A 20,165-nucleotide genomic window follows, 5' to 3' on the forward strand; every position below is an offset into this window, starting at 1 on the left:
GCAGCATGAGAGAAATCATCATCGTAGACGACCTTTCACCGGAGCCTGGAGCGATGGTGCAAGCGCTTTATTCCCGCGATCCCCGCAGCGTCAAAGACCATTTGGTCCAAGTCCGCGAGAAAGGCGCCGAGAAATTCATGTCATCGTATTACGTCGGCTATGGGCACAAGTCCATCGGCGACTGCGGCACGACGTCTATATTCGCCGAGAACGTTTCGATGCTCGTCGCCAAGGCTATCCAGGATTGGCCTTTGTATAACGGCCAGGAAGCCTCGACGCGATATCTCGATATGGCTGCGCAAGAAGTCGTCGATCCTGTCGGCACCCCTGACAGCAAGGCTATCCAGGACGAATGGATGCGATTCTATCGCTATGCCCTCGACAAGCTCGTGCCTGTCCTGAAACAGCGCTTCCCTATCCAGCCCGAACAGAAGGAGACAGTATATGAGAAAGCGGTCAAAGCTCGCGCATTCGACATCGCCCGCGGCTTCCTGCCTGCCGGCGTAACGACGTACGCCGCATGGCACACCAACCTCCGCCAGGCATACGATCACATCAAAGAGATGCGCCACCATCCATTGGCCGAAGTGCGCGAGACTGCCGCTTTGATCCATGACGAGCTCAAGAAAAAATATGCGTCGAGCTTCTCCCACAAGGAATATCCGATGGAAGAAGCATATGTCGAGGAGAGCATGAGGCAATTCGCGTTCTTCGACGATGCGGAAGCTGTCAAAGGGTTCTCATATGACGCGCGCATGCTCGACCTGAACGGCCTCGCAAAGCACCAGAAGCTCCTCGCCGAGAGGCCTGCGAAGGCAGAATTGCATCAGCGCATGCGCCAGTACGGCAATATAGTATTCGCTTTCCCTCTCGATTTCGGCTCGTACCGCGACCTTCAGCGCCACCGAAGCTGCATCCAGGAGATGCCCCTTCTCTCTACCCGTCACGGCTTCTATCCGTGGTATCTCGAACAGCTCCCTGAAGACCTGCGCGGCGAAGCCGTAAAGGTATTAAAGGAACAGGAAGATCGCATCGCGAGACTCGATGCGACGCCCGAGATCAGGCAATATTACATCGCCATGGGATACACCGTTGCCGTAAAGATGACCGCGCCGCTTCCCGCAGCCGTCTATACCGCCGAATTACGCTCGTCGGACACCGTACACCCGACGCTTCGCGTCCAAGCGCAGAGGATGGGTGACGCGATCAAGGAAGCCGTTCCCGGCATCGCCATGCATCACGATCTGACGCCTGGCACCTGGAACATCAAGCGCGGCAATCACGATATCGTGAAGAAATAATTGACTGGATTCAAAGCCTCCTGTAGGGTGCAGTGAGAATTAAACCAAAGGAGGTTTGAAATGGAAAAACTGAAAGTCTACGTCGCCCTGTCTCTGACCCATGTGAAGACGGAAGCGGAGAAAGACGAGGTTCGAGCATTCATGAAATGGCTCCCGGCGACATTCGACGTCGAGATCCTGAAATGGGCGTTCGACCTCGAACGCTGGGAGCCCCAACCCGTTGCGGACATCTACGCATACGACACCGAGCGCGTAAAGGCCGCGGACCTCATGATCGTCCTGTATCTTTCGAACGACGGTTCGGACGGCCGCGGCGGCGAAGTCGTCAATCGGGTCGAGAACGGCGGCGGAAAGCCTGTCCTCGGCTTTGCCCGGGAAGGCGTGAGAGTGAGCCGCTATGCGGCCGACTGCCTGAAGGGAGCCGGAACGCCTATCCGGACTTTCAAGGAGTTCTCGGAAACGGGACCTGCCATTTCCGAAGCCCTCGATCGCCTCCGCCGATGATATCCGGAATGCGAAGCCGCCCTTTCGAGGGCGGCTTTTTATTATTTCATATTCGGATAGGTCTCTACCGACGGATCGACGATATCGAGCTTTACGCCCGCCTCCTTAAAGACCTCCTTGGAGCGCTTCGATGCATGATAGTCTTTAGCGGCCACAACGCGGATGATGCCTGAATTTATCAGGATCTTCGCGCAGGTATAGCAGGGCGTCATATGGCAATAGAGCGTCGCGCCGTTCACCGGGACGCCGTCGCGCGCGGCATTGGCGATAGCGTTCTGCTCGGCATGGGTCGTCCTGATGCAGTGTTTCGACTGCGAGCCGTCTTCATGGACGACCGTGTGCATCTCGTGCCCGGCTTCGTCGCAGTGAGCGACGCCTGCCGGAGCGCCGACATAGCCGGTGACGAGTATGCGCTTGTCTTTGACGATGACGCAACCGGAACGGCCGCGATCGCAGGTTGCCCTCTCGCCTACCACGTCGGATATCTTGATAAAATATCCGTCCCACGACGGACGGACATGTTTCGCAGTGACCGGAGAAGGAATCGCCGCGGCTTTTTTCATGGTTTTCGCTTTGGAGCTTTTTGCCATGCCCGAATCATACCTTTGTTTGGATAAAGAAAAAAGCCTGCTCCGGAGAGCAGGCTCGAGAAAAGGTTATTTGGGGGCCGTGACAGAATCGGCGCGAAGCGGCGGCGACGGAGCTATGGGCGGAACGTGCCCGCCCATCTCCCACGCGGCAAGAGCCGCCAAGCCTTCGAGCGCGCTTTTGTTCATCACCGAGAGAAGCGGTTTCGCCGGGGAATCGTGCAAAGGGGCATGTGTTTCATTCATAAAGAGGATCATTCGATGAAAGTATATCATCGCCGAAAGCACAGTAAAAAGCCGCGGGTCACTTCCGTGATCCGCGGCTTTTTGGTTAGTTCGCCGGATCGAGCCAATCGAACGGCACAGCAAAGCGCCGTCCGCTGCCCGTCCTGCGTTCCGATTGTCGGGGCCAAGACGGCCCGGAGACATCGCTCGCAGCGACGAAGACCTCGACCGTCAGACGGTCGGGGGCGATCATCGCGGGCATCGAGCGATGCTCGCTCACCGCGCGGGCGATCACCTTCTCCTTTGTCGCCGCTACAGACGGGGCGGCAACGAGAGGCGTGCCTGCGAGAAGCAAGAACAGCAGTCGAGGAGCAATCACAAAAGGGAGAATACGCCTCTTCCCCGTTTCTTGCAAGCCAGGCCGTGTTGATGAAGACAAGAGGGCTCCGGAGGATCCTCTACATCCGAGTGGATCTTCCGGAGCCCTCTTGTTTTTTATTTAACGTCTACGCCCATGTTCCGGGCAGTGCCTTCGATCATCTTCATCGCGGCGTTCACATCCGCGGTATTGAGGTCAGGGAGCTTCTTCTCGGCGATAGCTTTGACCTGGGCCTTGGTGAGCGTGCCTACCTTTACCGAGTTCGGCTTGCCCGATCCCAGCTCCTTCTTGAGCGTCTTGAGGATCATTTGGGAAGCAGGCTCGGTCTTGTAGATCATCTTGTAGGTTCGGTCATCGTATACCTCGATGATGGTAGGGACGGTCTCGCCTACGCGGGTCTTGGTCTCGTCGTTGAATCGCTTCACGAATTCGCCGATGTTGATGCCGGCGCCGCCGAGCGCAGGGCCGAGAGCCTGGCCGGGAACGGCCTTGCCGCCCGGAATCTGGAGCTTCAATACTTTGGTTACTTTCTTTGCCATATAGAGTGCCTAGATTATATTAAAGCTTCTTAACTTGCAAGAAATCGAGTTCGACCGGGGTTTCGCGGCCGAACATCGAGACGAGGACCTTTACTTTGCCGCGCTCGGTATCCACTTCCGCGACCTTGCCTTCGAGGTCCTTGAACGGACCGTCGGCGATCTTGACCGCGTCGTCGGTAGCGAGATTGATCTCGTGCTTGACCGAGCTAGTGTCCATACGGCCCATGAGATGGTCCATCTCCTTCTGGGTCAAAGGCACCGGATGCACGCCCGAACCGACGAAGCCGGTAACGCGAGGCGTGTTTCGGACGACGAACCATGAATCGTCGGTCACGATCATATCCACGAGGATATAGCCCGGATAGACCTTCTCCTCTTCCTCGACGCGCTTGCCGCCCTTGACCTTGATCTTCTTCTCTGTAGGGACGAGGACGTTGAAGATCTTGTCCGTCATGTTGAGCGAGTCTATGCGCTGGCGGAGGTTTCGCGCGACGGCGTTCTCGTATCCTGCGTACGTATGGATCGCGTACCAGTGGCGTTCACCGCCTGTTTGCTGTTTCGACATATTATTTGTTGAGAATGAATTTCTCGAGGCCGAGAGAGAAGACGTAGTCCGCGATCGAAAGGACGACCATCGTCGCGACCGAGACGCCGATGACGAGGAGCGTATAGTTCATCGCCTGGCTTCGGGTCGGCCAATTGACGTGCTTCATTTCGCCGCGGGTCTCTTTGATATATTCGGTGAGTTTCATGGTATAAGGGCTTTCGCCCCTTTTTGTTAATAAAAACCGCCCCGGAGGGCTAGGTTTTTATATGGTATCGCGTCTTTCGGAAAAAGCAAGCCTATCGGATCTCGTACGTGAGCGAGACGTTCGACGTGATCTTGTTCTCTCCCGTAGGAATGGAAGGCGCGGACTGGTTAGCCGCACCGCCCATGCCGTACGCCATATCCTTTGCGTAGTAGATCGGCGTCGGATAGCCGTAGTTCGATTCGTTAAAGCTTACGAGCCTGACGATCTTTACGCCGAGGGATTTCGCGAGGATCTCCGCCTGCTCTCGCGCGTCGGCGATAGCCGCGTCGCGAGCCTGGCGCTCGACTTTGACATGGTCGTCGACCGAGAACGTAAGGCCCGATATATTCGTGGCGCCGTACTCGCCGATGCCCGAAAGGAGCTCGCCTGCCTTGTCGAGGTCGCGCACCTTTACGGTCACGTTCTGCGATACGACGTATGCCGCGAGAACCTGCTTGCCGCCGCCATACATCGAGGTCTGGACATAGTCGTAACGAGGATAGATGTTGTACGACTCGGTCTTGATGTCCTTGTCTTCGATGCCCGCTTTCTTAAGGTAATCGAGGATGGCATTCATGCCGTCAGCCGACTTTTTCTGGGCTTCAGGGACCGAAGCGCCTTCTTTTTCGACCGCGAACGTGAACGTCGCGATATCCGGAGCGGTCACGACCTCGCCCGTGCCCGAAACGGTGATGGTATCGGAAGACGGAACGCCTGCGCCGATATAGCTCATTCCCTTGAGCTCCGACACCGTTTTAGCGGCGACGAATGCGATAAGGAGAGCGAGGAGCGCATATGCGAGATTCTTGAACTGCTTCTGACTGAAGAGATTTTCCATAATTGTTATTTTACTCGGGTTTTTCCGCCGAGACCATAAGATTATCAAATAATGCCAGAACAGTCATCGGTCCGACGCCGCCGGGCACGGGAGAGATGACTGAAACGATATCCGATACGGCCGCGAAATCGACGTCGCCAGCGAGAGATCGCTTCGGGATCCCTTCTTCCGATTTCGCTCCGGCGACGCTGTTGATGCCGACATCGACGACGATGGCGCTCTTTTTTATGAAATCTTTGGTGACGTACGAAGGCTTGCCGATGGCGACGGCGACGATATCGGCTTCGCGGCTTATCCTCTGAGGCTCGGCTGTTTGAGAATGGATGACGGATACCCTCGCGCCCCTCGATTGAAAAAGTGACGCTATAGGGCCGCCGACGAGGCGCGATCGGCCGAATACAGCGGCATTCTTCCCTCTTACGGAGATGTTATAGAAATCGAGGAGCATCATGACGCCCTTCGCGGTAGCGGGAATAAAACGCGGATTGCCCTGTTCGAGAAGCTTTTGGTTCTCGTCCGTGAGCCCGTCAACGTCTTTTTTCGGATCTATCGCATTTATAAGGGCAAGCTTATTGATATGCGCAGGCACCGGGAGCTGGACGATGATGCCGTGGATCTTTTTGTCGGCATTAAGAGCGACGATCTCCTCCAAGACGCCGTCCTGCGATGCATCTTCAGAGAATCGAACGTGCTCGACCGATACGCCTATGGCCGCGGCGAATTTCTTCTTTTGCTCTATATATATGCTCGATTCCGGATTGTCGCCGATCTGGATTATGGCGAGACATGGCTTGATATGGCGCTTTCTTTCGAACGCGGTAACCCTTTCGGCGAGCTTCGCCTTGTGAAAATCGCGGGCTTTTTTTCCGTCGAGGAGTAATGGCATGGGCTGAATATACTACAGAATGAACATCGCGTCTCCGAAAGAATAGAAGCGATAGCGCCCCTCTATGGCATGACGATAGATATCGAGGATACCTTTCGGAGATTCCTTGAAATCAAGGAATGCGTCCACGAGGCACATGAGAGACGACCGCGGAACGTGGAAATTGGTGATGAGGCCGTCCGCGACCTTGAAGGCGAAAGGCTTTTTAATGAATATGTCGGTCGATATCTCCGCGCCGCGAGCGGACGATTCGAGAGCGCGCAGAGCGGTCGTGCCGACGGCGATGACGGGCCGCCCCTCCCTTTTGGCTTTCTTGATCGCGGCACGGACATCTTCGGGAACTGTAAAAAATTCTTCGTGGAGCTTGCCGCTGCCGATCTCACGATCAGTCACAGGCGCGAACGTTCCCGCGCCGACATGGAGCGTGAGGAACGCGGTCTCAACACCTTTTACCCGAAGCTTTTTGAATACGGCATCGGTGAAATGGAGCGATGCCGTCGGCGCGGCTATGGAGCCGGGGTTTTTGGCGAACGTGGTCTGATATCGCTCCTTGATCTCCGTTTCAGAAAGAGGCGAATCCTTTATGTATTTCGGGACCGGCATGACGCCCGAACTTTCCAGGAATCGTAGAAATCCCGCGGGTGCGAGCGCGAGCTTGAACGCGAATATATTTTCATCCTGCCCGACGACAGAACAGATCTGGCACCCGTCAAAGAAGAGCGAGTCGCCCGCGACGAGCTTGCGGTCGGAAATGCCCGACACTTCGTCTGAAGCCTTATCCCATTCGTTCACAGAGAAGAGTATCTCGACCTTGCCTCCCGTCTTTTTAGACAGTACGACGCGCGCAGGGACGACCTTGGTCTCGTTCATGACGAGAAGCGCGCCCTTCGGGATGTAGTCGGCGAGATCACGGAAAACAGCGTCCGCCACCATATCCGATCCTACGCCATATACGAGGAGGCGCGCCGAATCCCTCGGCTCCGCAGGCGCATTCGCCACTAATTCCGGCGGCAACTCATAAGCGTATTCGGGAAGGATATCTTCGGACGATTTCGAGCCTGATTTCATGGCTCTAAGCTTATCTATTTTTAGTACCGTAGCAAATATATAAAAACCACCCCGCCAGGCCTGGGGTGGTTTTTATATATTTGCTAGAGGATTAGAAGTTTATATCCTTCGCCGGGTTGAAGGCGCCGTTCTCTACGACCATGATCTTGTTCTTTGCCGTGCCGCCCTGCTTGTAGGCCACGGTCACAACGAGGCCGCCCGATACCTCGTCGGCGCGGATGCCGGTGACGGTCACGTTAGAACCGATAAGGTTGTACGACTGGTCAGCGAGCGTGCCGTTGTCGGTGAAGAGCACCGCGTATTGATAGGTCGTAGGACCCGTGGTGACGCCGATCGTGGTGAATACGTACTTCGAGCCGCCCATGGACGCCTCGACTGCGGTGTCGCCGAGAGCGATCGAGCCTTTGACGCCGTCGGCATTGAAGCTAGCCTTGCCGTTCACGAGAGCGACGCGGCTGCCGGTTTCGGCAGCCGAAACCGATACGTTCTTGAGCCTGCCGAGAAGGGACGTGTCGGCGGTGTCGGCTGTGACGGGAGCGAAAGTGTCCTTCGTCACGCCTTCAGGGACTTCGACGGGGGTCGTAACGACCGGGTTCGAGACGGTCGAAGATCCCTTGCCGCCCCAGACCATATAGCCCGCGACGGCGAGGATGATAATAACGATGACTGCGATTATTCCTTTTTTATTCATAAAATTAATCTTGAATCCTAAGTATAGCACAACCTAACAGCTTAATTGACTTCCGTAAAGAGAGTCTCGCCGCCCGTCGATTCCGCGACCGAGAACGTCATACGGCCGATCAATTGGCCGCGCGGGGTCTCGACGTTCACCCTCCAGAGCCCTGGCGTGACGTCCTCCATGCGCGAGAACGTGCGGAAACCCTTCTCCCTCCCGCCGGTTATAGAGAGGCCGATGTCGCTCACCGTGGCCCAATCCCTTTTCTCCGGATCGTATTTCTGCCATTCGTGGATAATATCGGTCGCGAGGTTCGTCGGCGCGAATACCGCCGTGAGCGCGAAGAGCGCCCCATTCGGATCCACGTGGATGACTGGGTCAGGGGTGAGAATATTGAACCATTGCTGCTTCTCGCCCACCGTGCGATAGGTGCCGTCAGGGAGCCTCTCGATAGACCGGTACACGCCCGCCTCTTTCAGCGCCAAAGGTATCGGCGGCATCAGATTGGTGAAATAAAGCCCGTTTATAAGGGCAAAAAGCCCTCCAAGGGAGACTATGAGCAACGGAGCGCTCTTGGACGTGCGGGCCGGAGCGAACCACGAGAGCACGTATACGAACACGCCGGTAATAATAAGACTGGCTATGCCCGACAGGAGGAACATCGCATCGCCCATCTTTCCGAATATGACCGGAAGGAAGAATATGAGGTACGAGAAGAGCGCCGTGAAGAAGACGGCGATCTGGAAGCCGAGGCGGATATAGTTCTTGCGGAGCAGTTCGTTGCCGATGACGTAGCCCGCGATCATGAGGAGGAAGGGCCAGCTCGCTATGATCGAGCCTGACCGCGAATAGAACAGGAAGGACGCGCTGAAGAGACCGCCGAGGCAGAACTGCATGGTGAACACCGACAGCATGTGGATCGTCTCCGACCTCTCCATCTGCCCGCGGGTCATGCGGCGATGCTCGTGGAAATTGAGGAGCATGATCGAACCCGCCGACAGGACCAGATAGCTGATGAGGAGGAAGTTGCTATAGAAGACGTCTATCCTGCGCAGGGTAAGGCTGTCGAAGGTAAAGCCGATGACCAAGGTGACGGGCGAAACGTACCTTTCGTACTTCTTGAAAAATGCCCTGGTTCGTTCGAACATTGATTACTTTTTCGGGGTCGTTGTCCCGAGCGTATAGGTTTCGGTCGAGGTCGCCGCGGCCTTCGGGCATGCATAGAGAGGCGCGAGGATATCGATGACATCGTTCGTCGCTTCGCCCGTCTCCGAGAGGCCGTGATCTTTCTGGAACTCCATGACGGCGGCGCGAGTGGACGGACCGAAGAACGCGCCGGCGTAGACTTTCCCTCCGGTCGTCTCATACGGATCGATATAGAAGCCCTGCTTTTCGAGAGCCTTCTGAAGGGCCGGGACTTCGGGGAGATAATACATGACGCCGCCGGGACCGCCGAAGCCGATATTCGATGGGTGCTCGACTTTCCTATCGCCGAACTGGGTATCGTGAACGAAATCGAAACAGAACGGAGCCTGCGCCATATGCGGGCCAAAATACAGGAACGCGGCACCTATAAGAATGACGACGCTAGCTGCGATGACCGAATTCCTGAATATCTTATTCTTCTTTTCCATGAAGGCATTCTAGCAGATTTCCCGCTTTTAGAGAGATAATCGCCGGAATCGCCCCTAAGGTTTCAAGAATAAGATCGCCCATGGTATCGGTATTAGTCGGCTGCGCCATTTGATTCGGATCCGTTAGATTTATATGGAAAAGGACTATACGGATATGGTCATACGCGAATTCAGCCGCTTCCCATCCGACGGCGACGAGCGCGACCAGAGATAATAGATAGAGCGGGCTTCTGACCCGGCCCTTGCCGAGCCATGCGAATCCGAACGGCAGAGCGAGACCGTTCAGTATATGGAGGAATCCGTCATATCCGAATATGCCTGCATTGCAGCCGAAATACGGCAGACACAGGCCGTCGCGCATCAACGAATATCGAAGGCTCAACGCAAAAGCCGCAATGAATACCCCGCCAGTCATGATAAATGCGCGTTTGTCCCTGTTCACTATTTCTGATGCGGATTTTTCGGCACTTTGGCTCCCGCTTTGCGGGCTTCGGAGAGGCCGATCGCTATCGCCTGCTTCCTGCTGGTCACCTTTTTGCCGCTTCGCCCCGATTTCAGGTCGCTGCGCTTGTATTCAAGCATAGCCTTTTTCACTTTTGCCTGCGATTTTTTGCCGTATTTTCGTGCCATACTCGTTTTCGGATTACCCAGTAACCGAAGATAGTACGTAAAAAGCCGCACGAGGGGTGCTCAGCGGCTTTTTACTCACGATGCGCTATTTGATTACCATCAAGCTAATTCTTCTCTGTGTCCTTATCGTTCATATTGATTGGGTTTAAGGTTAAGAAGAGCCGACATGAGGGTGTTGCGATGATCGGCTCTTGTATATCTATACGCATGGGGAAAGAATTTCTTTCCGAAAAAAAGCCCGTGCGCATTCGCGCACGGGCAGGATTATTTAATTACAGGACATGACTCGCGAAACGACTTCAAGCTTCCAAAAGCAACAGGCAGGTTCCTCGGCGTTGATCTGGAGTTGTCGCCCCAAATGCATTCCGAGAAATCCTCTATCACCTTGAGATCAGGATGGCCTTCGCACCAACTCATTCCGACAGGGAGCTCACACCCCTTTTGCCAGATTGGCTTAAGGAGATTGAACGCAAAATTCCCCGGCTTGTAGCGTCCATACCCCTTATGGGTCTGGAGATCGAGGAACTGGTGCCGCCTCGGATCGAGCTTCTCCGCCTTCGCGATAGCAGCAATGATCTGCTCGGCGAAATTGATGGTAGACCCGACCCGTCCCTCTTTAGCCGAATGCAGACCGCTGAACACGATCTGCCGACCATATATCACATACACGACTTCGTTGAGAGGAAGAAAACCTCCCGACGATTCGTATCTGACCGTTTTTCCTTTCAAAGAGAGCCTTTCGTTGAATTGACTATCTGGTTTGCATTATAACATAAACATATATAAAGTCAATATTACTTCCCGTCTCCTATACGCGCCTCCTTGTGCAAAAGCATGATGAGGATGAAAGAGAAGATCAGGAGCATGTACCACGACGTGAATTTCTGGAATGAAACAGGGTTCCAGCTGACAGCCTGATTCGGATACACCCAGACGCGCGCGAAGGTGCCGATCTGTTCGGCGAGCCATACGAACAGCGCGAGCAAGGCGTTAGTGAAGAGAGGATGGAACGTGTATCGCCTATCCGTGAGCTCGACGCGGAGCTTGGTTCTCCAAAAAATGACTATGAGCAGAGCGAAGATGAGCCAACGGACGTCATGGACGTAATGGTTCGTGAAGAAATTGATATAGATAAGAAGACCAGCCAGCGACAGCACGATCTTGCTCGGCATATCGGTGAATACGAATTCGTTTATCCTCCACGCTCGTGCCATGTACGAGCCGACGGCTGAGTAGAGAAAGCCCGTGAAGAGCGGCACCGTGCCGATCGCGAGCACGGCATGTTCGGGATATGCCCACGACCCCACTCCGGGCGACGTCTTGAATATCTCCATGCACATGGCGCAGATATGGAAGACGATGATGGCGATGACTTCGCGGGGCGTTTCCAGTTTCGCGACGATGAGGACGACCTGCGTGACGACGGCCAATATGAACAAGAGGTCATACCTCTCTATCCCCGGCACCGACGCGTATTTCGTGGCTAAAAGGAAAAACAGCATCAGCCCGCCGAAGAGCGAGCATGAGGCTTGTTTCCTTATGAAGATAAAAAACTCGGAAATCACAGAATCTATAACCACCGCTGAAGAGACAAAGTGTCCATTGGAAATATTCAATAGAGCACGTCGCTCTAGGACTTGCGAGAGCGGCGGCACATCTCTTGGCCTCTAGAACTCCTGGAAATTAGGGATGAGAGTCTGAGAAGAGACCCAAAGGGTATGGCTATCTGTCTGCCCTCCGCCCGACGCGATGAATATAACCGAACAGGATGCGTTGACCCCTGCCGAGAATTTGAGCTGAACGGAGAGGCCTATCCTTCCGGAAGGAGCTCTGTAGTTCCCCGCCGAGTCGAACGTCATGACAGCCTGGGGCGCCGCCTCAAAATCCGCTCCGTCGAATGAATAAGAGACGTTCGAGCATGTGGTCGAATCGACCCTGACAACGACACTCTGATCAAAAGAGCCGAACGGGTTGACCTCTAGATCCTTCACTGGGCTCGTGCCGTCCAGATTCGAAGAGAATTTCGCCGAAACAGACGCGTCTCCATCGAGCGTGAACCCGCTCGAGACGTTACCGCCATCATTGGCGCCTCCGCCATCGGTATTGTCACTACCATTCCCGCCAGGAGCATAGTCACACGGAAGAAGACCGCCGACATTAACCGCAGCCGCATCCTGGCAGACATTTACGGGAGGATACGAGCACGGAAGAAGACCGCCGTAATTTAAAGCATTCGAATCCTGACAAGCCGATAGAGGATAGGCGCAATTGACCGCCTCTCCATAATTAATCGCCGCGGGATCGGAACAGACGGCAGGCGGTTGCACCACAAGAGCGCAATTCAAAGATTTCCCGCTTCCGGAAAGAGCGGCGTTACCGCCGTCGCCTATATTGATCCCGTATGCGTCGATCGCGTGGGCCGAGCCGTCTTTGACGGACACCGGGGTCGGGAAAGAAAAGGCGTGATTGCCGACGTCTCCCCTATAGCCGTCGGCATGAGCCGCTCCCACGAATGCGCCGTCTGAATAAAAGTGGACATCGATGGCGGCATTAGGGTCGTCAGCATCCGATGCCCAGCCATTGAACGAATCGCACGATGCGGAATCGAGCCAGCCTTGAGGATTATTAGGATCGGTATGAGTGACCGGCGGCTGATCTACGCAGTTGCCCGCAGCGTCTTTGACCATACCAGGAGGCACGGAATCCTGATTTCCTGAAACGTTAGGGCATATGTCGACGGGATTGCCGGAACCTCCGCCAGAGCCGACTTCTGGATTTGCGGGTTCGCCAGAGTACTCATAGTAAAAATCGGTGATGCCAGAATAGCTGCCGCAGTCGAGGGTTCCCGTTCCGATAGGTCTCCACTCATCGTCAAAACTCCTGCAACCTTCGGAAGTGTCGCTATCAAATCCGTCGAGATGGAAATCACTGCTTGAGTATTGAGCATTCACCCGCAGAATGGCCACATTGAAGAAAAAGAGGGTGAAGATGATCAGGGCCGCCCTCAACGAACGCCTCTCTTGAAATTTTCGTGTCATATCTTTTTAATATGCGCTTTAGTCCGAGATATCCGTACCGAGAGCGCATAGACTAGGGTCGCCGAGACGATAACGATAAAGGACAAGGCCGCCGTGCTCGGCACGGAACCGGCTTCGCCGTGCCGAGAGAGCGAGTAAAGCACGCGCGCGTTTTCGATGGTGCTCGATGCTTTCAGGATATCACCCTTTAATATAAGGTCTCCGCTATAGTCCGCGTCAGGCGTCAAAAAACCGGAAAAGCCGCTCACGGAGATGCCGCTGAGCGTGCCAATATCGGCAAAGACGCTGCCGTCAGGCTTTAAAAGCGAGAGATGCACCAAATAATCGCGATCCTCCGCGATGGCATGGTCGGTGAAAGCGCATCCCGATACCTTTACGACTTTGCCTTTTTCGAGAGGGAAAGAACCGAGGCTCAAAGAGATAAACGTCGCATACGGCGCATCTCTGTTAAAGATCCGGTATGAGTAGTACGAATTCTTGCCGCCGTCCTTCATTTCGACAAGAACATGGTAGAGAGGATCCGCCAAGGCCGGGATCGCGAACGAGGCTGCGGCTTTTCCGGATACGAATCGGATGTCTTGATCGACAGAGCTTACAAGCTGAGAATCGTCGATGACGTTCGATCGATAGACCTTCCAAGAAATCGAGGCGCCGTGCGTCGTCATATCGGTCGATATCAGGCTAAGCGTCGTCGTCGCTGAACGGGATGCGGAAAGAGAAAGCATGCGATTGGGATCAAGAGGCTTTTCATTCACCCGTATCGATGAAGGATCGATGAAGGAAGCTCGGGAAGCCGAAGAGGTAACGGTAAAGAGCGTGCTGGCGCCCGTTTCCCTATCGCTCTGCTCCGCTCCGGCAAGCTCCAACTCGCCGCTTGATATGAGGAAAGTGCTCGCCTTATACGTCCCGCTGACGAGCTCCGCAGGGACTTTCCACGCGAAAGAGAAAGGGATCGATGCTCCGCCAAGAACCTGGATATTCGTAAAGGGCACCGCCCTATACACGACATCCGGGGTCTTGGCGTAGAAAGATCCCTGGCTCTGGGCTATCTTTTCTATTCGAATGACAAGAGAACCGTCCGTTACAGGGGCAAGCGCCGAATTGCGGATGCTTCCTGAGAATATCGCCGAATCTCCTGAAACAAGGGAATGGATAGGCAGGAGCGTCACTGTTACGGGACTTTTTGAGATGATACAAGACCTTGAGATGAAAATATCATTATTTGCCGGCAATGTGGCGCCCGAAACTGGATACGCAACAATCCCGACCGCTAAGCCGACAGCAGAGGCGCATGCAAGAAGTATCGAGAGAAAAGAGGCTGATCTTTGTGATATCATCATGCGCTTTAACGGCTTAGAGCTTTACTAAGTATAATTCGTCCCACTCTCAAATGGAAAGTGGATTAAAAAACTCCCGCGCTATACGGGAGTTCGAAAGGCTCAGGCCTATTTTCGGGCAGAACCGCCTTCGCCGACGACGGATAAGGTCCACATGGCGAGAAGGCGGCTGTCCCGATCGATGATCGGGGCGTGGACCAGAGGCCGGATCGGATTATGCTTTTGCACCGAAGCAAGCCATTCCATGTAACCGTTCTCGACAAACTGCAGGGCTTTGCCGAGATTCAGCTTCTTGTCGATTTGGTACGGCTGGTCTAGCGGTATGATCAGTTGCCTGATCTGAGTCGGCTGACTAACGTTCTTTTGATAGAACACTTTGAAGCCAGTCACGACTATGATAGAGGCTTTGTCGGTTGCTTCCCTTGCGTAGACCGCTTCGATCTTGTCGATCGCGAGCTTTTTTTCATCCTGCCACCGACAGAGCTCGTCGCCTGCGGACTTCCAATTATCGACCGTGCCGGGAATTCCGAAGGTCTTACCGATCTTGAATGCGATGGCCTCCGTCTCGGAAGCCAGAGTATCAGCCCGCGATAGAGTCACGACTACGAACTGGCTAATCGCCAGAGCGATCAAGCTAACGACTTTTTTGATCTTCATAACAAAGGGCTTCTGGAGTTTTGGTTTGCTGTCTCGGCAGATTTATATCATAAAATATGCCTACCTGTAAAGGTATAAAACATTGGTGGAGACAGGTCGGCTATTCTGGGAATATTCAATGATGTTAGATATTTGAGTGTTTTGAAAGAGAAGCTGAGTTTCATCGACTTATTTGCATAAAAAGCGCTAAAGGAGTAGTTTCTACCTCGGATTCGTACCAGGTATATCCTGGGTCCAAAACCTCTCTATACGAAAGGATTGCAGATGAAAAGACAAAAGCTCGTTGAATATCACGCCAAGTTCCAAATCGGCGGTTTGATTAACCCCCGGCTCGGCGGTCCGTATGGATTCGTAAGCCATCTAATCAAGCCAGGTGAGGACTATTTTGAGATCATCTCAAGAGAAATCGACTTCGTGGCTCCCCGACCCTTCGCCTCCCTCGATCTTGAGGAGAAAGGGCGGTGGACACTGGATGAACCGTCAAAGGAACTCTTCTCAGGGGAGCTCGAGCCAGCCTACATGAAGCACACCTGCTTCGCCCCAAAGTTCGTAAGCGACGGCAGCATGTTCATGCTCATAGGAGACCAGGAGTTCGGGCAAGTCTGCCACGCCCAGCGAATGGATGCCCACTTCACGGCCATAAAGAGCGATGTGTCTGTGACGGAACTCTTGAAAACTATCCGAGATCTCTATGCGGGAAGATGCCGCGGCGAATTCGGAACCCATTGGTTCAACATTCCCGTGAGAGATTGGCGGCTGAAGCTTGTGATCAAGCGTTCTTGGAAAGCCGCAAATCCCGACAAAAGCTCCTACGAGATATTCGTCCCTCCCGTTGAATGGATAAAGGAACACGCCGCGTTCGCCACGAAATACGCGACAACATCGTCCTAGCGTCTCAAGATCGACTTCGGTCGATCTTTTTTATATCGGAATAGCGTATCACCCCCCTCCTAAACCTTCTTATTAGTTGGGTGCCTAATGGGAATCGAACCCATGACGCCGGGACCACAATCCAGCGTTTTACCACTAAACTATAGGCACCATTCTTTTGGAAAAGCACCGAACGGACGTACCGCTCGGTGCTTTTTCCGTGTGCGCGGAAGAGGACTTGAACCTCCATGCCTTGCGGCGCTACCACCTCAAGGTAGTGTGTCTGCCAATTCCACCATCCGCGCATCTATGACCGCGTGGCCATAATAGCCGAGAGCGTCCTCAAAATCAAATCCCGCGCGATGCGCGGGATTTTGTTACTTTGCCGGAACCGCTTCCGCCTTCGGAGCCTCTGCAAGAGGCACAGGCTCTTCCTTTGCCGTACGGAGGTTTCGCATCTGGCGACGGACTGCCTTCGCTGCCTTCTCGCGTACGAAGTAGAGCTTCGAGCGGCGCACCTTCGAGCGGCGGATCACTTCGATCTCGTCGATCATAGGGGTGTAGAGCGGGAAAATCCTCTCTACGCCGACGCCGTCGATGACTTTTCGGACGGTGAACGTAGCACCCGGCTCGTCGCCGTGCTTTCGCGAGAGGATAAGGCCTTCGAACGCCTGGAGGCGGCTCTTGTCGCCTTCCTTGATCTTCTGCCAGACGCGGACGGTGTCGCCGGATCGGAGGCCGAGCTTCACTCGAGCCGCCATGTCCACAGGAGAAGTGATGATTTTGCTTTCCATGCTGGTAATTTCTTGGTCTTTAAACGTGGACGTTAATCTAACACACGGCCTTAATTATCGCAAGAAAGTTGAGTTTTTAGGCGAAATTGGGTATCTTTGCTACGCGGTTGCTTCATATGCGCCCTTAGCTCAGTTGGTAGAGCAGCTCATTTACACTGAGAAGGTCGGGGGTTCAAGTCCCTCAGGGCGCACCAGAGAGAAGGCGCGAAAAAGCCCGGCGTACGCCGGGCTTTTTCGCGCATGTCCCCTCGGTTGGAATCGAACCAACATAACCGGCTTAGAAGTCCGGTGTTCTATCCATTGAACTACAAGGGGGTCAAAGTGAGGATAGCAAGGAAAACCCTCCCCTGCTATATAGACGGATCCTGTATGGATCTCGCGGCGGCTGACGCCGAAACCGATTCCCTCTGCGACAGGCCTGCGGCGACAGAACTTATATCCGCGCGATTCAGGATATTCTGCGGAGCGGCTGCGCCCATGGCCGAATCCCCCGCCGATACGAGCGAGCGATAGAGGGCGAAATCTGCGAGAGCGACGATGGCGAGGCCGAGCGCGAGGCATGCGAGGCACATATACCAGTCGGTCGCCGGATCCTTCGCGAACTTATTGAATGTGAGGCGCGTCTTTTTCATATCAATCGGCGACGTATATGACGAGGTCAGCGTTAAAGCTCCATTCCTTGTCCTGGCCCTTGCCGAGGGCGACGTCGTCTACGCGGAGCGCGTACGGCATCGCTTCTACGGCCGCAAGGAATCCGACGATGTCATTCCAGGAGCCCGAGCCGCCCATATGAAACGTCAGGGGCCGCGGCAATGCCGGGTCGCCGCTCTCGTCGAGGTCGAGCGAGCTTAAGTCGGCCTTTATTCCTGCGGATCTGGCGCGCGCTTCGACGGTATCTATGAATGCGGGTATGCCGTCTTTGGTTATGAAATGGCCGTCGATCGTCGCAAGCTCGTCTTTAGAATCGCGAAGCGCGTCTTTGATGGAGATGAGATACGCGTCGTTCGCTGCGGCGTTCTCCGCCTGCGCCGATATCGCCGCGATATCGGACTTCATGGCATTGCTCTTGTATGCGATGAATATCCATGCCGCGAGGAACGCGACCGCGAGGATTGCGGATATAGTGACGAACGCGGTATACGGAGTGCGGAGCTTCATATATTAGTTAGAAGGATGAATCGATAGTGATACTGAAGCCGATATTCGACGATTTCGCGAGGCTCGACACCGGCAGGGCTACGTTCTGGAACGAAGGCTCGCCCTGAAGGCTCTTGGAAAAGGCGACGAGCGCGTCGCGGGTCGCGGCAGAGCCGGAGACGAGTATGCCGCCCGGGCCTTCTGAGCGCTTGAGCGTCATGCCCGTGAGGATTATCCCTGGCGTGATCTGGCCGACAAGGCGGTCCAGGACGGATACGATCGACTTCGAATCGGCGACCGTCTTAAGGACGCCGATCTTCGCCTTGATGTCTCTGATCCTCGATTCGAGGGATGCGTTCCCTTCCGCGCCGGCGGCCGTCGTCTTCGTCGCGGATAGAGAGGCTGCCGCCCTTTTCGCTGACAGGATTATGTACGACGGCGCCGCGAGGGCGGCGGCCGAAAGCATGAGCACCGCGCCTAACGCGAAAGCGACGGCGAATACCCTCTTTCGGTATTCCTTCTCTACTTCAGGCCTGTACGATCGCGGGAGAAACGTGAACATACGATTAAAGATGAGCGCCTATGAGGGAGCCGTAATCGAGCGACGACCTTTCGTCGAGATCCGGCAGGTCTCTGTCCGGTGACAGGACGTTCGTCCATACTGACCCTACCTTTGCGGGCACTTTCGACGACAGCGACACGTATCGCGCAAGCCCCGGCACGCGTGCCGCGCTTCCGGCCAAAATGATATCCGCGACGTCCTCCGCCCCCCCGTTCTTGCGAGCCTCGGTGTGGAAATAGATTATCACTTTGCCGAGCTCGTCGCGGAGCGTCGAGAAGACCGGAAGCATGGCGTCAAAGAATTCCGCGTCAGGAACCTGCTTTGACGCAGGCGCGCCTGAAACCAAGGCTTTCGCATCTTCGGACGAGACATCGAACGTCTTTCCGACCGCGGTCTCGAGGTCGTTCGAGCCGACTTCGATCGAAGAGCTGAAAACGACCTTGCCTTTCTCTACGATGAAGACAACCGAATGGCGCGTATGGATATGGAGCACCGCATGGGCCCCCTTGTCGCCCTGCGGAACGAGCGCTCGCGCGAGCGAGCGCGACTCGGTCTCGAACGAGACGGGCATCAAGCCTCCGGACGAGAGGATATCCAAATATTGCTGGACGACGACTTCGGAGACGGCCGATACGGCGACATGGGTCTCGCCGCGGACTTCGTCGACGGCGATGACGTCGTATTCGAACAATGCCTCCGAAGGCGGGATCGGCACGTTCTCTTCCAAAGCCGATTCGATCGCCGGGCGGATCTCCGCAGGGCTCATCGTCGGTACTTTCAGTTTGAATACGTACGCGTCGCCTTCATGGATGACGACGCGGACCGCGCCGTATCGCTTGTCGTCCGCGAACGATTTAAGCGCCGCGGCCGCTTCGGCGAGAGCCTTATCGCCCTTCTCCTCCTTGGAGCTCATATGGATGCGCGGAAAAGGCAGGATGCCGTACGCTTTCGGCCTGACCTTGCCTTTGGATCGGGAGACTTCGAAATACCGGAGGGTGCCGTCGGTGATATCCACTGACACGTTCGAGAGCACGAGGAGCTTAGGAACCGGAAATGCCCTTTTGATAAAGACTGCGGGTTTCACGCAGAGATTATACTACATTTTCGGAGCTCCTTTCGGGCGCCTGCCGCGCAGCCATTCGACGGCGACGGGTATAAGCGAGACGAGGATGATGCCGAGGATTATGTATTCCAAATAGTTTTCCGCCGGCGGGTATGCGATACCGAGAAAGTAGCCAAAGAGCGTCAAAAGGAGCACCCAAAGCGTGCCGCCGATGATATTGAACGTCACGAACGTGCCGTATCTCATCGTGCCTATACCGGCGACGATCGGAGCGAACGTGCGCACGACCGGGACGAAGCGGGCCAGGACGATAGCCTTGGGGCCATGCTCTTCATAGAACTTGCGCGACCTTTCGACGTGCTTTTTATGGAAAAAGAACGAATCCTCGCGGGAGAAAAGCGCCGGGCCGGTCCTTCGCCCGAATGCGTATCCCACATTGTCGCCGATAACGGCCGCGAGAGCGCAGCCGATGACGAGCCAGACGATGCTAAAATGTCCCTGCGACGCGAAGAGTCCCGCGGTAAAGAGAAGCGAGTCGCCTGGCAGGAAGAAGCCGAAAAAGAGCCCCGATTCAGCAAAGACTACGGCGAATATGCCGATAAGCCCTACGGCGGTTATAAGGTGTTGAGGTTCAAGATATTGGAGCATA

The 20,165-nt window shown here is 55.0% G+C and carries 29 protein-coding genes and 4 tRNA genes; 5 read left to right on the forward strand and 28 right to left on the reverse strand.

Going from position 1 to position 20,165, the window contains the following annotated elements; translation table 11 throughout:
* Positions 1–5 precede the first annotated feature (5 nt).
* The gene (locus VHE10_01450) at positions 6–1,301 is read left to right on the forward strand and encodes an FAD-dependent thymidylate synthase (protein HVU06438.1); all 1,296 of its coding nucleotides are present in this window, start codon (positions 6–8) and stop codon (positions 1,299–1,301) included.
* A 60-nt stretch (positions 1,302–1,361) separates the two neighbouring features.
* Entirely contained in the window at positions 1,362–1,805 is a 444-nt protein-coding gene (locus tag VHE10_01455; protein HVU06439.1) for a hypothetical protein, read from the forward strand.
* A gap of 41 nt (positions 1,806–1,846) precedes the next feature.
* Here the strand turns inward: VHE10_01455 and VHE10_01460 are convergent, their stop codons facing one another.
* The 18 genes from VHE10_01460 to VHE10_01545 form a co-directional block, all read right to left on the reverse strand.
* Positions 1,847–2,368 (reverse strand): cytidine/deoxycytidylate deaminase family protein, encoded by a 522-nt coding sequence (locus VHE10_01460; protein HVU06440.1) that lies wholly within the window; start codon positions 2,366–2,368, stop codon positions 1,847–1,849.
* A 93-nt stretch (positions 2,369–2,461) separates the two neighbouring features.
* Positions 2,462–2,638, reverse strand: a complete 177-nt coding sequence (locus VHE10_01465; GenBank protein HVU06441.1) for a hypothetical protein — start codon at positions 2,636–2,638, stop codon at positions 2,462–2,464.
* 85 nt (positions 2,639–2,723) lie between these two features.
* Positions 2,724–2,996, reverse strand: coding sequence for a hypothetical protein (locus VHE10_01470; protein HVU06442.1), 273 nt, complete (start codon positions 2,994–2,996; stop codon positions 2,724–2,726).
* A 116-nt stretch (positions 2,997–3,112) separates the two neighbouring features.
* Entirely contained in the window at positions 3,113–3,535 is a 423-nt protein-coding gene (rplK, locus tag VHE10_01475; GenBank protein ID HVU06443.1) for a 50S ribosomal protein L11, read from the reverse strand.
* A 19-nt stretch (positions 3,536–3,554) separates the two neighbouring features.
* Positions 3,555–4,100, reverse strand: coding sequence for a transcription termination/antitermination protein NusG (gene nusG, locus VHE10_01480; protein HVU06444.1), 546 nt, complete (start codon positions 4,098–4,100; stop codon positions 3,555–3,557).
* Position 4,101: 1 nt separating this feature from the next.
* Positions 4,102–4,287, reverse strand: a complete 186-nt coding sequence (gene secE, locus VHE10_01485) for a preprotein translocase subunit SecE (GenBank protein ID HVU06445.1) — start codon at positions 4,285–4,287, stop codon at positions 4,102–4,104.
* Between the two features lie 91 nt (positions 4,288–4,378).
* Positions 4,379–5,164 (reverse strand): SIMPL domain-containing protein, encoded by a 786-nt coding sequence (locus tag VHE10_01490; protein HVU06446.1) that lies wholly within the window; start codon positions 5,162–5,164, stop codon positions 4,379–4,381.
* A 10-nt stretch (positions 5,165–5,174) separates the two neighbouring features.
* Positions 5,175–6,050, reverse strand: a complete 876-nt coding sequence (locus VHE10_01495) for a bifunctional 5,10-methylenetetrahydrofolate dehydrogenase/5,10-methenyltetrahydrofolate cyclohydrolase (GenBank protein HVU06447.1) — start codon at positions 6,048–6,050, stop codon at positions 5,175–5,177.
* A 12-nt stretch (positions 6,051–6,062) separates the two neighbouring features.
* Positions 6,063–7,118 carry a tRNA preQ1(34) S-adenosylmethionine ribosyltransferase-isomerase QueA gene (gene queA, locus VHE10_01500; GenBank protein ID HVU06448.1) on the reverse strand — a complete coding sequence of 352 codons (1,056 nt, stop codon included), beginning with the start codon at positions 7,116–7,118 and terminating at the stop codon, positions 6,063–6,065.
* A gap of 91 nt (positions 7,119–7,209) precedes the next feature.
* The gene (locus tag VHE10_01505) at positions 7,210–7,809 is read right to left on the reverse strand and encodes a hypothetical protein (protein HVU06449.1); all 600 of its coding nucleotides are present in this window, start codon (positions 7,807–7,809) and stop codon (positions 7,210–7,212) included.
* Positions 7,810–7,850: 41 nt separating this feature from the next.
* The gene (locus VHE10_01510) at positions 7,851–8,942 is read right to left on the reverse strand and encodes a DUF2914 domain-containing protein (protein HVU06450.1); all 1,092 of its coding nucleotides are present in this window, start codon (positions 8,940–8,942) and stop codon (positions 7,851–7,853) included.
* Between the two features lie 3 nt (positions 8,943–8,945).
* Entirely contained in the window at positions 8,946–9,428 is a 483-nt protein-coding gene (locus tag VHE10_01515; GenBank protein ID HVU06451.1) for a peptidoglycan-binding domain-containing protein, read from the reverse strand.
* Positions 9,412–9,870: a hypothetical protein gene (locus VHE10_01520; GenBank protein ID HVU06452.1), complete on the reverse strand. Its 459-nt coding sequence runs from the start codon at positions 9,868–9,870 to the stop codon at positions 9,412–9,414. Before VHE10_01520 ends, VHE10_01515 begins: the two co-directional genes overlap by 17 nt.
* On the reverse strand, positions 9,870–10,058 hold the full coding sequence (locus VHE10_01525) for a DUF6496 domain-containing protein (protein HVU06453.1): 189 nt from the start codon (positions 10,056–10,058) through the stop codon (positions 9,870–9,872). Before VHE10_01525 ends, VHE10_01520 begins: the two co-directional genes overlap by 1 nt.
* Positions 10,059–10,322: 264 nt before the next feature.
* Positions 10,323–10,787 carry a hypothetical protein gene (locus VHE10_01530; protein ID HVU06454.1) on the reverse strand — a complete coding sequence of 155 codons (465 nt, stop codon included), beginning with the start codon at positions 10,785–10,787 and terminating at the stop codon, positions 10,323–10,325.
* Positions 10,788–10,852: 65 nt separating this feature from the next.
* Positions 10,853–11,623 carry a DUF817 family protein gene (locus tag VHE10_01535; GenBank protein ID HVU06455.1) on the reverse strand — a complete coding sequence of 257 codons (771 nt, stop codon included), beginning with the start codon at positions 11,621–11,623 and terminating at the stop codon, positions 10,853–10,855.
* A gap of 102 nt (positions 11,624–11,725) precedes the next feature.
* Positions 11,726–13,096 (reverse strand): hypothetical protein, encoded by a 1,371-nt coding sequence (locus VHE10_01540; GenBank protein ID HVU06456.1) that lies wholly within the window; start codon positions 13,094–13,096, stop codon positions 11,726–11,728.
* A complete protein-coding gene (locus VHE10_01545) occupies positions 13,093–14,088 on the reverse strand; it encodes a hypothetical protein (GenBank protein HVU06457.1) in 996 nt (331 codons plus the stop codon). The genes VHE10_01540 and VHE10_01545 overlap by 4 nt, the downstream gene beginning before the upstream one ends.
* Positions 14,089–14,158: 70 nt before the next feature.
* On the opposite strand from VHE10_01545, the gene VHE10_01550 reads away from it, so the two are divergent.
* Complete coding sequence (locus VHE10_01550; GenBank protein HVU06458.1) at positions 14,159–14,464, forward strand: hypothetical protein; 306 nt, start codon at positions 14,159–14,161, stop codon at positions 14,462–14,464.
* 77 nt (positions 14,465–14,541) lie between these two features.
* Here the strand turns inward: VHE10_01550 and VHE10_01555 are convergent, their stop codons facing one another.
* On the reverse strand, positions 14,542–15,090 hold the full coding sequence (locus VHE10_01555) for a hypothetical protein (GenBank protein ID HVU06459.1): 549 nt from the start codon (positions 15,088–15,090) through the stop codon (positions 14,542–14,544).
* A 264-nt stretch (positions 15,091–15,354) separates the two neighbouring features.
* Here VHE10_01555 and VHE10_01560 point away from each other — a divergent pair, with 264 nt between their 5' ends.
* Positions 15,355–15,981 (forward strand): hypothetical protein, encoded by a 627-nt coding sequence (locus VHE10_01560; protein ID HVU06460.1) that lies wholly within the window; start codon positions 15,355–15,357, stop codon positions 15,979–15,981.
* Positions 15,982–16,060: 79 nt separating this feature from the next.
* Here VHE10_01560 and VHE10_01565 read toward each other — a convergent pair.
* The 3 genes from VHE10_01565 to rplS form a co-directional block, all read right to left on the reverse strand.
* Positions 16,061–16,131, reverse strand: a tRNA-His gene (locus VHE10_01565).
* Positions 16,132–16,183: 52 nt separating this feature from the next.
* Positions 16,184–16,265, reverse strand: a tRNA-Leu gene (locus VHE10_01570).
* Between the two features lie 72 nt (positions 16,266–16,337).
* Positions 16,338–16,754 carry a 50S ribosomal protein L19 gene (rplS, locus tag VHE10_01575; protein HVU06461.1) on the reverse strand — a complete coding sequence of 139 codons (417 nt, stop codon included), beginning with the start codon at positions 16,752–16,754 and terminating at the stop codon, positions 16,338–16,340.
* 118 nt (positions 16,755–16,872) lie between these two features.
* Between rplS and VHE10_01580 the strand changes: the two genes are divergently transcribed.
* Positions 16,873–16,948 (forward strand) — tRNA-Val (locus VHE10_01580).
* Positions 16,949–16,997: 49 nt separating this feature from the next.
* Here the strand turns inward: VHE10_01580 and VHE10_01585 are convergent.
* From VHE10_01585 to VHE10_01610, 6 genes are all read right to left on the reverse strand, one after another.
* Positions 16,998–17,069, reverse strand: a tRNA-Arg gene (locus VHE10_01585).
* A 35-nt stretch (positions 17,070–17,104) separates the two neighbouring features.
* Positions 17,105–17,386: a hypothetical protein gene (locus VHE10_01590; GenBank protein HVU06462.1), complete on the reverse strand. Its 282-nt coding sequence runs from the start codon at positions 17,384–17,386 to the stop codon at positions 17,105–17,107.
* Between the two features lies 1 nt (position 17,387).
* Positions 17,388–17,912 carry a hypothetical protein gene (locus VHE10_01595; protein ID HVU06463.1) on the reverse strand — a complete coding sequence of 175 codons (525 nt, stop codon included), beginning with the start codon at positions 17,910–17,912 and terminating at the stop codon, positions 17,388–17,390.
* Between the two features lie 7 nt (positions 17,913–17,919).
* On the reverse strand, positions 17,920–18,453 hold the full coding sequence (locus VHE10_01600) for a PilN domain-containing protein (GenBank protein HVU06464.1): 534 nt from the start codon (positions 18,451–18,453) through the stop codon (positions 17,920–17,922).
* A 4-nt stretch (positions 18,454–18,457) separates the two neighbouring features.
* A complete protein-coding gene (gene pilM, locus VHE10_01605; GenBank protein ID HVU06465.1) occupies positions 18,458–19,537 on the reverse strand; it encodes a pilus assembly protein PilM in 1,080 nt (359 codons plus the stop codon).
* A 12-nt stretch (positions 19,538–19,549) separates the two neighbouring features.
* Positions 19,550–20,164 (reverse strand): VTT domain-containing protein, encoded by a 615-nt coding sequence (locus tag VHE10_01610; GenBank protein ID HVU06466.1) that lies wholly within the window; start codon positions 20,162–20,164, stop codon positions 19,550–19,552.
* Between the last annotated feature and the right edge of the window lies 1 nt (position 20,165).

The sequence above is a fragment of the Candidatus Paceibacterota bacterium genome (assembly GCA_035546035.1).
Taxonomy (GTDB): Bacteria; Patescibacteriota; Minisyncoccia; order Phycocordibacterales; family UBA6065; genus UBA6065.